Here is a 13,246-nt window from a genome sequence, read left to right as displayed (position 1 = left end):
CAGTCAGCAATCAATCATCTTCGTCGTTATGGGGTTGATACTCAATACGTAGCCAGGGGCGGCAATAGACTTGGAATTTATTTCCTGGAAACGGGTGCCTCAATGCGTGCTTCCCAGGTAATTTATGATCGCGCTGACGCTTCAATATCAGTTGCAGATGCTTCAGAATTTGATTTCGATGCTATTTTCGAAGGCGCAGACTGGTTTCATACAACCGGCATTACTCCTGCTTTAAGCGATACCGCTGCTGCGTTAACTGAAGCTGCGTTAAAAGCCGCGAAAGCTAAAGGGATCACAACCAGTATCGACCTTAACTACCGGAAAAAACTTTGGAGTAAGGAAAAGGCAAGGGAAGTGATGACCAGGCTTTGCCAGCATGTTGATGTGTGCATAGGCAATGAAGAAGATGCTCACGATAGTTTAGGTTTTACAAGTAAAGGAACGGATGTAACCAAAGGAGAATTGAATCTCGAAGGTTACAAGGATGTTTGCAGGCAGCTAAAAGAAAAATTTGGTTTTAAATACGTGGCTTCAAGTTTAAGAGAAAGTCACAGCGCATCTGATAATGGATGGTCTGCATTGGTGTATGACGGTTCTGAGTTCTACCGAACTAAACAATATGAAGTTCGTATTGTGGACCGGGTAGGTAGTGGGGATTCATTTGCAAGTGGTTTTATTTACGGATTGGTAACCGGCATGAAAATGTCTGACGCCGCGGAATTCGGTGTTGCTGCATCTGCTTTAAAACATACTATTCCTGGTGATCTCAACCACGCTACACTATCTGATGTAAAAGCATTAGTTGGCGGCGACGGTTCGGGTCGTGTTCAGAGATAATTAACATTCAACGTATAATCGAACCCACCTATCATTTAATAGGTGGGTTTTTATTAACATAAATATTAATTCCGAAATTATGATCATAGACAATCTTGATAACGCTGCAAAATATTACGGCGTTCATCCACTTTTCGAGAAAGCATTTGAATATATCAATAGCCAAGACCTGAAAAATTTCGAGCCTGGCAAATTCGACATCAGCGGAGGACTTAGTGGAGCTGTTGTTGAAAAACAAGGTATGACGGCAGAAGAATCTGCTGCGAAATTTGAATGCCACGACAATAATATTGACATTCAACTATGCATCACAGGCCCCGAAGCATACGGTTGGCGCCCTCGTAGCAGCTGCTCATCCCCTAAAGGTGAATATAATTCTGAAAAAGATGTTTTGTTTTATGATGATGCACCTGATATGCACTTCACACTAAATGACAATCAGTTCGCGATTTTTTTTCCCGAAGATGTTCATGCGCCTATGATAGCAAACGGGGTAGTTAAGAAAATGATTATTAAGGTTAAAGCCTAGTTAATAAAGGAACTAAGAGCCAGGAACAAAGACTGAAATCCCAGGTAAGCGACGATTCTTTCTTGCTCCTTGTGCTTTGTTTCTCTTATTAGCCGTAGACATACCTGTCAAATTCCATCATCAGGGAAAGTGTAACTGGCCCTGGTTTGCCATCGCTCAACATTCTACCATCAATCTTAGTAACCGGCAAAATATTTTTGGTAGTACTGCTAATAAAGGCTTCTTTTGCATGCCTGAGATCATCTATTGTTAATTCACGCTCATATATTTTGAAGTTTTGAGACCCAAATTCAAGGATGTGCTTACGGGTAACCCCTTTTAAGATATTGCTCCTGGATGTCAGAATCTCCTCCTTTTCATTTACGAGGAAAAAATTAGCTCTTGGACATTCACGCAACATGCCATTATCATGGTAAAGAATATCGTCGTCGCCTCTCTCTTTCAATACAGGCTGCAACCATATTGCCTTTAGATAGTCGAGTGTTTTGGCGGAAGCGAATTGACGCTGATAATCGTAGGTCATGAGGCCAATGGATTTTGAAAAATCCCTGTCAAAAACAAAGTCCTGCTGAGTTATTATAATATTTGAGTCGGATGCAATATTAAACCCGTCGGGCGAATATCCGCCGGTCAACGTAATCCTTACTCCTGATTCGGGCAATTTGTTTTTATCAATCAATTCAAACATGCGCTCCGTTAATTTACTCCGGCTTTGTTTTACGGGTAAACGCATTTGTTCTGCAGAACTAAAAAAACGGTCTAAATGATCTTCAAGAAAGATGGGCTTTCCAGCAACAGTTTTTAAAAAATCGAAAATTCCATATCCTCTTTGTATAGCGAGATCTGTAATCTTTAGTGTTGCTTCTTCTTCTGAAATTATCGAATCATTGACAAAAACGTACATATGTGAATTTATAAGCGTTTATATTTTTTTAGGATCGGTATGACTTTGTCAAGCGGCAGAGCTTCTACGGATCGGGATGAGCGGCCTGTCATTTTAACAGCGGCAAATAACGAATTAATGATTGCTTCCTCTGTTGACTCAATTGCAGCCATAAAAAGTTGAGATGTATAATCGTTATGGAGGACACCGGCAGTGCTAACCGGTGCCGGAGGCTGATGAGGAATCCGTAAAGGTGCTGCGGTTGAAAATGCAATGACGTAATCCCCGCTGCCGTTGGATGCTATCCCTCCAGTTTTTGCCATACCCATAAATGCCCTTTTAGCAAGCCTCTCAAGGTTTCTTGCGTCAAGTGGAGCATCAGTTGCAACCACCATCATACATGAACCATCGACATTATTTAACACTCTGTCACTGAAAGAAAATTTACCAAGCTCCTCTCCTACTGGTACTCCATCAATTTGAAGTACACCCCCAAAATTAGTTTGTACCAGAACACCAACTGTGTAGCCACCTAAGCTCTGAGGCAATTTCCTTGAAGAGGTGCCGATGCCGCCTTTGAAGCCAAAACATACAGTCCCGGTACCTGCTCCAACAGAGCCCTGTTCAACTGGCCCATCCTTCGCATTTCTTATTGCATTCAGCACATCTGCTTTACTAACATGCCGACCGCGTATGTCATTGAGAAAGCTATCATTGGTTTCACCAACAAGAGCATTCACGGACTGCACAGCTTCGTTTCCGGGCTGAGACAATGTATGATCTATCACTGCTTCCATTGCCGCTGCCACACCAAGAGTATTTGTAAGTATAATGGGAGTTTCCAGGTTACCTAATTCCTGAACCTGTGTGCTTCCTGCAAGTTTCCCGAAGCCATTACCGCTAAAAATGGCCGCCGGTAATTTTAACTGAAGAAGATTACCGGCTTGAGGTATTATAGCTGTTACACCCGTTCTGATTGAATCACCTCTAATTAGTGTCTGATGCCCCACCATTACACCTGAAACATCGGTTATCGCATTCAGTTTGCCGGGGTATAATACTCCAATTTTAAGGCCGAGGTCGCGGGGAAGCACAATTTCCTGCGCAAAAACGCTAAAGGGTGCAAGAAAAAGCAGTGTACAAAGTTGTCGTTTTTGCATTGATACAATATTAATCAATATTCCCGATTTCAAAAGAATATCCAAGACGGGACCAGGGCTGACAAGGCGGGTATTTTAATTTAGGAGATAGAAAACTATATTGCAGAGGATATCTCATAATGATCGTCCTGGATAATCACTCCCGCTAAACCTGATTTAATCACAAAAACACGAATATTGAAAACTAAAATTCTAAATACCATTTTTACATTAGTCCTTTGCCTGGCAACATTGGAGGCGGCAGATGCCCAGACCAAAAGAAAGATCAGTAAGATATTCAAGGCATCCGAGATCGTAAACAATCATTACACCGGTTTTGCATTATATGATCCTGTTAAGGAAAAAATGATATATGAACTGGATGCCAATAAACCTGCAATTCCCGCATCCAACACCAAGCTTATAACTCTTTATACAGCGCTAAATATGCTAGGGGACTCCATCCCTGGTTTGCGTTACATCACAAAAGGTGATTCACTCATATTTTGGGGTACTGGCGACCCTTCTATGTTGCATCCAGATCTAAACTCAACGAAAGTTTACGACTTTTTGAAAAATTCAGGCAAGAAATTGTTCTATTCTCATAGCAACGCAAGCTCGGAGTTTGTCGGTTCCGCTATTTACACTATCGCTATGGTCTCTCTCCCGATCGGCGTAAATAATGCGCAGGCTTACGCAGGGTCAGATGGAAAAGTTCGCCTGAAACCGGAATTTTTGAATGCATATTTAAAACTCGATACCTCTTATCGTCCAAGATCTTTTACGGTGCAGCGTGATGAAAGAACAAACACGTTCAGTTACCCAGCGATGAGTATGCCTGCAGATTTCACACAAACTGTATATCTTGTGCCGGGCGCGGAATTAACGCAACAGACGTTAAGTGAAGTGCTAGGAAAACCCGTAAATGTTATAAGTATGGCTTTGCCGGTTAGTGCCAAAACAATCTACAGCATACACGCTGATTCTCTTTATAAAAGGATGATGCTGCCCAGCGATAACTATCTGGCAGAACAAATTCTTTATTTATGCTCCTCAACCCTTCCTGGTCCTTTGAGCATTGAAACGGCTATTGAGCATAGCTCAAAGATTTACTTAACCGACTTACCGGATCTTTTTCAGTGGCGGGATGGTTCCGGTTTGTCAAGAAACAATTATTTCAGTCCCCGATCTATAGTCAAAATGCTAATTAAGATCAGGGATAAAATTGGCGACGAACAAAGGCTACTTAACATGTTTCCTGTGGGAGGGGTTAGCGGCACATTGCGGACTGCTTTCAAAACAGATAACGGAGTGCCGTTTGTTTGGGCGAAAACTGGTACTCTATCGAATGTTCGCATCCAGGGTGGATACCTTGTCACTCGTAAAGGGAAAAAATTCATCTATTCATTTATGAATAATAATTTCCTTGTCCCATCTGCAGATATCAGTAATGAGATGGTAAGAATAATGACTATGATCCGCGAGAAGTATTAAAATTAAACCCATAGCTAAACACTATCATCCTTATACACTTGTTTATTAAAGTACAATCGATTAAAAGAATTGACGTAATGAGATAATAGAAAGAAGAAACTTTCATCTGGACTACGGTTTCAAACTTTCAATATCCGTAAGTATTTGACAGCACTTTTGCCGGCTGATTCAGATCTACTTTGTAACCGTTTATCACCGCATAAACTGGCTTTCCGTCTCTGGTAAGTAGGAATTCCGCATTTTGACCGATTCCAGCAGCCTGCACCTGATTTTCAGAGTTATTTGTAAGATTCAGCAGCCTGTTTTTTATCGCGCCTGTTGGCGATTTACCATTTAACCATTTAACAAAAAGATAGCCCTCCTTTATCAAATCTAGTTCCTGCTGAGGGTTCAGCTTGTCCCATTCAGCCCTGGTCATTGTTTTAATTTTAGCCGGAGTGAATTTCAGTCCTGTTGCGTCGATCTCATCGTAACCGAATATTAGTTCCTGATCTCCCAACTCAGCGATGCGACCGCTGAATGTCATGCTCGAGTTATCTGCTGATTTTAATTGAGTACGGTTTATTCCCAGGTTTGTTTTAAACTCATGGCCTTCTTTATTGATGGTCACATTTTTCACAAACACATCATACAGTGAGTTGTCATTTTCAGGGATCAGGTCGTAATCTTTGAGCGCTTCCCTTTCATACGAAGCGGTAGCTATAGACTCAAAAGCAGTTAGCAGAGCCAGGAAATTGAGTTTACGAATGAATTGTTTTTCGGGATCCTGGTAAAATCCTCCTGACTCTATCAGTATAGTCGAAATACCCATTCCCTGGAAAGTATCTCCAAAACAACGAGGGTCGAAATCATCGTTATATTTAGCAACGTTCCCCCGAGATTTGGTCTGTAATGCTTTATTCATAGCTAGGATGATCTGCGTAGCTCGTTTACGAACCGCATTCATATCCTTTGGATAATTATAAGCAGGCGCGAGGAATGAAATAGTCGCAGAATTTTTTGAACGGCCCGATGAGTAAAGGTAATTCTGGTCATGTAAGTTGAAGCCAATCTCTGGCTGCAGTTTTTTGGCCAGGCCCATAAGCGCTCTGCCTTCGGGCGTTACGAGCATACGGGCATCTCTGTTAACATCAATCTCAAGATCATTTCTCCTCTTCCACGCCTGTGCGCCATCAGGATTAAGCATTGGTACAAAATGCAGCTCAAGATTATCAAGAATTAATTTTCGTAGGTTGTCATTATCATCTGAAGCACCCAGGAAATTGAACATATCGAACAAAGCCATAGTGGCTGTTGATTCATCGCCGTGCATTTGCGACCACAGCATCACCTTCATTTTACCCCGTCCGGCAGTCAGATGATTAATGCTTCTGTCGCCTACGGAAATACCTATTTCTTCTTTGGTGACGAATTTCGAAGTAACATGCTTCTGGATCAAAGGCATCATTTCCGAATGTTTCATAAACCTGTCCGTGATAGCAGGTTCTTTATATTTATTATATTGAGCCCAGACTTTTTCCACCGCAGCGCTATTTTGTACGGTCTGAGAAATCGCAAAGTGTGATGAAATAAGCAGAAGGTTGAATATTATCAGTAATTTCATTTTCATAACCAGAATATTAGCTACCAGGCAAGTTTAGCCGTTAAAAATACAATTGTAACTTTAATTATATCAATTTATTATGAGCCTGCAATTGCCCGCAATTCTTATTACTCTTTCAATGATGATCTTTTCTTCAGATAACTCTTCAAAAAATCCAGAACGGTTAATAGAACAGATCAATGCTGAATTCGCGAAACAAAAAGGAACATTTGCTCTGGCCTTTAAGAACCTTCAAACCGGTGAAGAAATCCTGATTAACGAAAAATTAAACTTCCATGCTGCCAGCACCATGAAAACGCCCGTTTTAATTGAAGCTTATAAACAAGCAGCGGCAGGCAAATTCATGATCACAGATCCTATCATGGTAAAAAATGAATTTAAAAGTATCGTTGACGGAAGCCTATATTCTCTGACTGCAGGAGACGACAGCGATACGGTACTCTACACAAAAATTGGAACCAAACTTCCTATTTATGATCTGCTTTATTTAATGATCATTAAAAGCAGTAACCTCGCTACAAATATCATCATCGACCTTGTTGGGGCACAAAATGTGAACAAAACGATGCGTAAAATGGGCGCAAAAAATATTCAGGTTTTACGGGGCGTGGAAGACAGCAAAGCATTCCAGAAAGGGATGAATAATACAACTACTGCTTACGACCAAATGTTGATCTTCAATGAAATGGCAATGGGCAAAATTATCGATAAAAAGTCTTCCGATGCGATGATCAATATTTTACTCGATCAGGCATTTAATGATAAGATTCCGGCGCAGCTTCCAAAGGATGTAAAAGTGGCACACAAAACCGGTTGGATCAATGGAATAAACCATGATGCAGGAATTGTTTACCTTCCCGATGGCAGAAAATACGTCCTCATATTATTATCTAAGGAACTTGTTGACGATAAGGCTGGAATAACGGCCATGGCGAATGTTTCCAGAATTATCTACAACTATTTTATTGCGCAGAAATAAACAGTATCGTAATTTGTTTATCACTTCATTATAAATCTTAATTTCATCCTGTTTCACAAACGCCGATATGAAAAATTCAAGCATGAGGTTGATACTTACCACAGTCCTTTCCGCATTAATCATCCTGAGCAGTGCCTCAATGATCATAGAGGGCCCATCCAAACAAACTAATGCGTCAGTAAAACTCATCATCCTTGACCCCGGCCACGGACATGCAACATTTATGCAAGGATTTATGAACCCCGAGATTCACCCTGAAGTGCATGTTTATGCACCAGCCGGACAGGATGTTCAGCAATATATAAATTCAATAGAAAGGTCAAATTCCAGAAAATTTAATCCTACTCACTGGAAATTGGTTGTATATACTGGCACAGATTACCTGAAAAAGATGCTGACTGATAAAAAAGGAAATGCTGTTCTCATTTCCGGAAACAACAGCAAAAAATCGCTCTATATAGAAAGTTCTGCAGAAGCAGGTTTTCATATTATTGCGGATAAGCCTATGGCTATTACCGATTTTAAATCGCTGGAAAAGGCATTTAATATTGCTGAACGCAAAAGTGTGGTATTGTTCGATCCAATGGATCTTCGATATGATATCAGTAATATCCTGCAAAAAGAGCTTGCCATGATGCCAGTTTTATTTGGCTCGCTGCTAAAAGGAACGTTAAAGGACCCAGCCCTGGTTCAGGCAAATCTTCATCATTATTTAAAAGGTCCTGCCGGACAAACCGGTATAAGGCCTGCCTGGTTTTTCGACGTTGGACAGCAAGGGCATGGCATTGTTGACGTGAGCACTCATTTAGTAGATTTAAATCAATGGCTAGGCTTTCCCGGAACTACTCTGAATTATAAAACTGACATCAAAGTTATTTCGTCGCGGGAATGGCCGACAAAACTAAGCCCATCGGAATTCAGACTCGTTACCAGGGTAGATGAGTATCCTGCCTATCTTAAAAAGCACCTTCAGGACAGTACGCTTTCAGTTTACTCAAACGGGGATATAAACTATACACTTAAAGGAATCCACTCAAAAGTAACAGTGCTTTGGAATTACAAAGAACCACCCGGAAGCAGTGACACACATTATTCCTTAATGCGAGGTACAAAAGCAAATCTGGAAATCAGACAAGGAGCGACTGAACAGTATAGAGCAACATTATTTGTCAGACCACAAAACGGAACTGATCCAGCAAAGTTCGAAGATTTAATAAAAGTTGCTCAGCAGCAGCTGCAACAAAAGTATCCGGGAACGGAATTCGTAAAGAGAGGTAATCAGTGGGAAGTAAAGCCCGGTCAATTTTTGCGTACAAACTCAGCCGAGGTCGCTGTCAAATATATCAAAGAAGGTAAAATGCCTGAATGGGAAGCCCCGAACATGATTGCAAAATACTTTACAACGATAGAGGCGTTGAGGAAAGCGAAAAAATTCAACGAGGATCCAAGATAAAGGAATCAGCACTGATCCTAGTTATTCCCACGCTAGTCTTTAGAATTAGGGATCCCTCTCACTAACATACCCTCGGTCTTGTCTCTTGGTTCTTGGCTCTAACCAACCGCGCGATCCAAATGCCATACCATCCCTCTTAGTATCGACCCTTAAAAATGTGATCAGAACGGCTCTGATTTCCAAGGGGACGCAGTGGAATCTGCATGCCGCCTGTTTGATCAAGCCAATTGAAAATTTCCTTCCTGAAACCTAATGCGCGCTGTTTGTGCTCGGGTTTATTGATTAGATTATTCATCTCATATGGATCTGCCTTGAGATCGTAAAGTTCGTTTGTATCCCAGATTCCATAATTATATATGTATTTATATTGATCCGTTCTAACCGCAAACATGGATGGTGTTTGAGGAAAGTCGTATTCCCAATAATACTCATAGAAAGCCCGGTCGCGCCATTCCAGAGCTTGCTTTTTCAATAACGGCATAAATGAACTACCCTGAAAATGGACAGGCTTTGCAATTCCGGCCATATTAAGAATTGTTGGAGCAATATCAACATTCTGTATAACCTGGTCCACTTTTGTCAATGGCTGTATAAAGGAAGGGGCGTAAACGAGTAAAGGCACGCGCATCGACTCCTCATAAGCATGGCGTTTATCAATCAGACCGTGTTCACCGAAACTGAAACCATTATCACCCATGTAGAAAACAACTGTATTCTTCAAAAGATTATTGTTTTTAAGATAGCTGATTACCGTACCAATACTTTCGTCAACTCCCATCAAAGTTTCCAGATATGCAGGGTAGAAATCATTAAATGTTCGGGCTCCGTGATACATAAAATCAACTCCATGCCACGAATACCGCTGATGCCGCACCCATTTAGGAATGTCATTCTGATTTACCGGATATCCCCCCTGCGATTCAAAGTTTCCTTTCTCCTTCCATAGATCCAGATATTTAGCTGTATCTGTCGCTGTTATGAACATAGATGGAGGAGCCTCAAAAACGAGGTTCTTATACATTCCCTTATGACGTCGGGCGGCCTGAAATCCATCATGGACACCTTTGTGCGATAGATAAATGAAAAATGGCTTAGACTTGTTTCGCTTGTCCAGAAATTCGATTGTATAGTCTGTCAGGAGATCGGTAACATACGCACTGTCCTTAAATACTTTTGTTTCTCCATTCACAAACAGGGTTGGGTTGTAGTAAATACCCTGACCCCGGAAACTAACCCAATAATCAAAACCCTTTTGCTTTTTCTCGCCCCCAACTCCCATATGCCACTTTCCAAGGAATGCTGTTTGATAACCTTTTTGTTTGAGATATTCGGGGAAAAACCTAAGGTCCTCGGGAACAGGAGATTGATTATCCACGACCGTATGGGCATGGGGATAAAGTCCGGTCAGTATCGAAGCCCTGGAAGGTGAACATAGGGCTGTAGCTACAAAAGCATTCCTGATATGTGCCCCCTGAGCGGCCATCATATCCATATTAGGTGTTTTCAAGCCTTTGAATTTATTCATAAAGCCCATAGCATCATACCGGTGATCGTCTGAGAGTATAAAAACGACATTGTACTGCGTTTGAGCGAATATTTTTCCGGCAAAAAACAGGAATGCTATAAAAAGCAGGATTTTTCTCATGATAACAAAATAAGGCAATCTAATTTAATCATTTACCGGACATACCCGGGCTAAAAAAGCGTCAGCTAAAATCTTCCTGATTTATATCCAACTTATAAACCTTTATTGCGTTTTCCCACCAGATAAGCTCTTGATCCGCCGTCTTTAGTTGTTCTATGCAGCTAGCGATTACTTCAAACACCTCATCGTACTCGACCGCCAGTTTAAAAACGGGCCAGTCGCTGCCAAACATTAGTCGTTCAACAGACGGTACTACTACTACTAAAGCGAATATATTATTCTGATCAAGAATGGGTATAAATATTTCCAGGCAAAAAATCACGCCAAATATCTTCCATCTCCGCAGTGATCCAGCTATCTCTTGCAGGCTCGAAGATCCAAAAGTGTTGTTGCGAATCAACCTTCAGCATAGGCTTTAGCAAGTTGTCTTGCCTCGCCGAGGCCGTCAATTCCTAGTTCAACGACATCCCCCTCCTTCAAAAAAACCGGAGGTTTCAGTCCAAGCCCGACACCAGCGGGTGTTCCTGTAGAAACAACGTCTCCCGGTAGCAAAGTCATAAATTGGCTTATATAGGAAACAAGAAATGGAATATTGAATATCAGGTCGTCTGTATTGCTATCCTGAAGTAGCTTTCCATTCAATTTAAGCCAGAGTCGGAGATTATGCGGGTCCTTAATTTCATCTTTCGTTGCCATGAATGGCCCCATCGGTGCAAACGTATCACAGCCCTTGCCCTTATCCCAGGTACCGCCCCGCTCTAATTGAAATTCCCTCTCTGACACATCATTATGCAGAACATAACCTGCTACATAATCCATAGCATCTGCCTGTGTAACATAACTGGCTTTCTTACCAATCACAAAAGCCAGCTCTACTTCCCAGTCCGTTTTTACAGAATTCCTGGGAATTATGATATTATCGTTGGGACCTGCCAGGGATGTTGTAGATTTCATAAACAATATCGGTTCTGACGGACTGGCCGCGCCTGTTTCAGCGGCATGCTTTGCATAGTTTAGCCCGATACAAAGGATTTTAGATGGCCTGGCGAATGGAGCTGCAATGCGTTCACCATCAGGCACAGGACGCAAATTGCCTTCATTCGCATTCAAAAAATCGCCAAGGCGCTTTAAACCATCGTTTGCGAAGAATTGCTCGTTATAGTCTTCACCAAAAGAAGACGTATCATATCTGACCTCATTTACAATAACTCCTGTATTTTCTTTGCCGGGATTTCCCCATCTTATTAATTTCATGGCTTACTGAATTTTTAGTAGGTTAATCCGGTCTATAGACTTAATGCCGGATGTGGTTGGATAAATAAAAAAGCCTTCAGGCTGTTGTGTAAACTATATTGCAGTTTCATCATCTATAAGTGAAGCTGAAACAATTTTTGCTTTTAATGATGGAATGAACAGATTGAGAGTTGCATCATAGGGTGAGGTTAAGGCTGTGACACAAGCGTTAGCAGACACAGAGAAGATACGCAGGAGAGTAGAAGCCTTTTCATATTAATTTAATACGTTTATGTATTCAGTTTTATAAATCCGCCATCCACAGGATAATCACAACCTGTCAGGAAACTTGCTTCATCCGAACACAGATATAAAGCCATTGATGCCACTTCTTCCGGTTTAGCCATCCGTCCTATAGGCTGGCTTTTAGAAAGCTTATCAAACATCTCATTTTCCATGCCGGGATAGTTTTTTGCAATAAAACCATCCACAAAAGGCGTATGGACACGAGCAGGCGAAATACTATTGCAGCGGATATTGTCATTGAGATAGTCCTTCGCAACCGATAAAGTCATAGCATAAATGGCACCTTTGCTCATCGAATATGCAAACCTGTCGGATAGTCCAACAATTGCTGCAATTGATGCGAGGTTAAGAATAACACCACCCCGATTCTCTTTCATAATCGGAATTGCTGCGAACAAACAATTGTATGCTCCCTTCACATTCACTTTGTATACTCGTTCAAAATCATCGGCCGAAGTAGTATCAGCTTTGCCCACATGTGCAATTCCCGCATTATTAACAAGGATATCAATTTTTCCGATCTCTTTAAAAAGTGATACAACTTTCTGCTGATCAGAAACATCACACGAATGCACAGAAGCCTTCCCCCCTTTGGCAATTATCTCATTTGCTACCGCTTCGCCCGATTCGGAATTTAGTTCCATAATATGGACATGAGCTCCCTGCTCAGCAAAAAGCATTGATATTGCTCTACCAATCCCGCTGCCGCCCCCTGTAATAACCGCCGATTTTCCTTTTAAACTAAACATCCATTTATGATTAAAAAATTCAAACTGATATTCCTCTTTTCCAGGAATTAAAATCATCTTCAATTGCACTACCTTCGGCTGCTCCTCACCACTTGCCACATTGATCACATAATTGTACCCATGATCGGCGCCAAAGTAGCGGCAAGCCCGTTAAAAGATTGAGCAAAGTTTAGTCGCCTGCCTGGTAAAGACACATAAGGGTTCGCGGCTGTTTCCAGAATCGTGAGCCCACATGCGACAATGAACAGGGCTGCAAGAAAAAATTCGTAATGCTCAACTTTCAACTCATTAAGGTCTCTTAAACCTTCCCCCATACGCTGCTCTCCCCAGTATGTGGCCTTCAATAGCCTGCATGACTAGCTTCCGGGATTCAAAGGCATCGGCAGCAGGTTTTAC

The 13,246-nt window shown here is 41.5% G+C and carries 12 protein-coding genes and 1 pseudogene; 5 read left to right on the top strand and 8 right to left on the bottom strand.

The features are described 5' to 3' along the window. Together ACLL8Z_RS11900 and ACLL8Z_RS11895 are read left to right on the top strand one after the other, a co-directional pair. Positions 1-837, top strand: an 837-nt coding sequence (locus ACLL8Z_RS11900) for a PfkB family carbohydrate kinase (protein ID WP_411275010.1), incomplete at its 5' end; no start/stop codon positions are given. Between the two features lie 79 nt (positions 838-916). After that, on the top strand, positions 917-1,366 hold the full coding sequence (locus ACLL8Z_RS11895) for a YhcH/YjgK/YiaL family protein (protein ID WP_411275009.1): 450 nt from the start codon (positions 917-919) through the stop codon (positions 1,364-1,366). An 88-nt stretch (positions 1,367-1,454) separates the two neighbouring features. Here ACLL8Z_RS11895 and ACLL8Z_RS11890 read toward each other — a convergent pair whose 3' ends face one another. Both ACLL8Z_RS11890 and ACLL8Z_RS11885 read right to left on the bottom strand, forming a co-directional pair. After that, positions 1,455-2,270, bottom strand: coding sequence for an aminotransferase class IV (locus tag ACLL8Z_RS11890; RefSeq protein WP_411275008.1), 816 nt, complete (start codon positions 2,268-2,270; stop codon positions 1,455-1,457). 8 nt (positions 2,271-2,278) lie between these two features. Next, the gene (locus ACLL8Z_RS11885) at positions 2,279-3,409 is read right to left on the bottom strand and encodes a P1 family peptidase (RefSeq protein ID WP_411275007.1); all 1,131 of its coding nucleotides are present in this window, start codon (positions 3,407-3,409) and stop codon (positions 2,279-2,281) included. A 177-nt stretch (positions 3,410-3,586) separates the two neighbouring features. Between ACLL8Z_RS11885 and ACLL8Z_RS11880 the strand changes: the two genes are divergently transcribed. Next, on the top strand, positions 3,587-4,882 hold the full coding sequence (locus ACLL8Z_RS11880; protein WP_411275006.1) for a D-alanyl-D-alanine carboxypeptidase: 1,296 nt from the start codon (positions 3,587-3,589) through the stop codon (positions 4,880-4,882). A gap of 127 nt (positions 4,883-5,009) precedes the next feature. Here the strand turns inward: ACLL8Z_RS11880 and ACLL8Z_RS11875 are convergent, their stop codons facing one another. After that, entirely contained in the window at positions 5,010-6,491 is a 1,482-nt protein-coding gene (locus ACLL8Z_RS11875) for a M14 family zinc carboxypeptidase (RefSeq protein ID WP_411275005.1), read from the bottom strand. 73 nt (positions 6,492-6,564) lie between these two features. On the opposite strand from ACLL8Z_RS11875, the gene ACLL8Z_RS11870 reads away from it, so the two are divergent. Both ACLL8Z_RS11870 and ACLL8Z_RS11865 read left to right on the top strand, forming a co-directional pair. Beyond that, positions 6,565-7,464 (top strand): serine hydrolase, encoded by a 900-nt coding sequence (locus ACLL8Z_RS11870; RefSeq protein WP_411275004.1) that lies wholly within the window; start codon positions 6,565-6,567, stop codon positions 7,462-7,464. A 67-nt stretch (positions 7,465-7,531) separates the two neighbouring features. Then, positions 7,532-8,917, top strand: a complete 1,386-nt coding sequence (locus tag ACLL8Z_RS11865) for a putative oxidoreductase C-terminal domain-containing protein (protein WP_411275003.1) — start codon at positions 7,532-7,534, stop codon at positions 8,915-8,917. Positions 8,918-9,053: 136 nt separating this feature from the next. Here ACLL8Z_RS11865 and ACLL8Z_RS11860 read toward each other — a convergent pair whose 3' ends face one another. The 5 genes and pseudogenes from ACLL8Z_RS11860 to ACLL8Z_RS11840 form a co-directional block, all read right to left on the bottom strand. Next, positions 9,054-10,562: a sulfatase gene (locus ACLL8Z_RS11860; RefSeq protein ID WP_411275002.1), complete on the bottom strand. Its 1,509-nt coding sequence runs from the start codon at positions 10,560-10,562 to the stop codon at positions 9,054-9,056. Between the two features lie 61 nt (positions 10,563-10,623). Further along, positions 10,624-10,962, bottom strand: a complete 339-nt coding sequence (locus tag ACLL8Z_RS11855; RefSeq protein ID WP_411275001.1) for an amidohydrolase family protein — start codon at positions 10,960-10,962, stop codon at positions 10,624-10,626. Next, positions 10,959-11,816 carry a fumarylacetoacetate hydrolase family protein gene (locus ACLL8Z_RS11850; RefSeq protein WP_411275000.1) on the bottom strand — a complete coding sequence of 286 codons (858 nt, stop codon included), beginning with the start codon at positions 11,814-11,816 and terminating at the stop codon, positions 10,959-10,961. Before ACLL8Z_RS11850 ends, ACLL8Z_RS11855 begins: the two co-directional genes overlap by 4 nt. A gap of 269 nt (positions 11,817-12,085) precedes the next feature. Continuing rightward, the gene (locus tag ACLL8Z_RS11845) at positions 12,086-12,850 is read right to left on the bottom strand and encodes an SDR family NAD(P)-dependent oxidoreductase (RefSeq protein WP_411275011.1); all 765 of its coding nucleotides are present in this window, start codon (positions 12,848-12,850) and stop codon (positions 12,086-12,088) included. A gap of 116 nt (positions 12,851-12,966) precedes the next feature. After that, positions 12,967-13,119: pseudogene (locus tag ACLL8Z_RS11840) on the bottom strand (glucose/galactose MFS transporter); the annotation flags it as partial. Positions 13,120-13,246 lie beyond the last annotated feature (127 nt).

Source organism: Daejeonella sp. (assembly GCF_046590655.1).
Classification (GTDB): domain Bacteria; phylum Bacteroidota; class Bacteroidia; order Sphingobacteriales; family Sphingobacteriaceae; genus Daejeonella.
Note: the sequence above shows the minus strand (reverse complement) of the source record. Positions and strands in the feature narration are given on the sequence as shown.

Coding starts and splice junctions, on each gene's coding strand:
- ACLL8Z_RS11885 (WP_411275007.1), bottom strand. CDS start 3,409: ATGCAAAAACGACAACTTTGTACACTGCTTTTTCTTGCACCCTTTAGC.
- ACLL8Z_RS11860 (WP_411275002.1), bottom strand. CDS start 10,562: ATGAGAAAAATCCTGCTTTTTATAGCATTCCTGTTTTTTGCCGGAAAA.
- ACLL8Z_RS11845 (WP_411275011.1), bottom strand. CDS start 12,850: ATGTTTAGTTTAAAAGGAAAATCGGCGGTTATTACAGGGGGCGGCAGC.
- ACLL8Z_RS11875 (WP_411275005.1), bottom strand. CDS start 6,491: ATGAAAATGAAATTACTGATAATATTCAACCTTCTGCTTATTTCATCA.
- ACLL8Z_RS11890 (WP_411275008.1), bottom strand. CDS start 2,270: ATGTACGTTTTTGTCAATGATTCGATAATTTCAGAAGAAGAAGCAACA.
- ACLL8Z_RS11865 (WP_411275003.1), top strand. CDS start 7,532: ATGAAAAATTCAAGCATGAGGTTGATACTTACCACAGTCCTTTCCGCA.
- ACLL8Z_RS11870 (WP_411275004.1), top strand. CDS start 6,565: ATGAGCCTGCAATTGCCCGCAATTCTTATTACTCTTTCAATGATGATC.
- ACLL8Z_RS11895 (WP_411275009.1), top strand. CDS start 917: ATGATCATAGACAATCTTGATAACGCTGCAAAATATTACGGCGTTCAT.
- ACLL8Z_RS11850 (WP_411275000.1), bottom strand. CDS start 11,816: ATGAAATTAATAAGATGGGGAAATCCCGGCAAAGAAAATACAGGAGTT.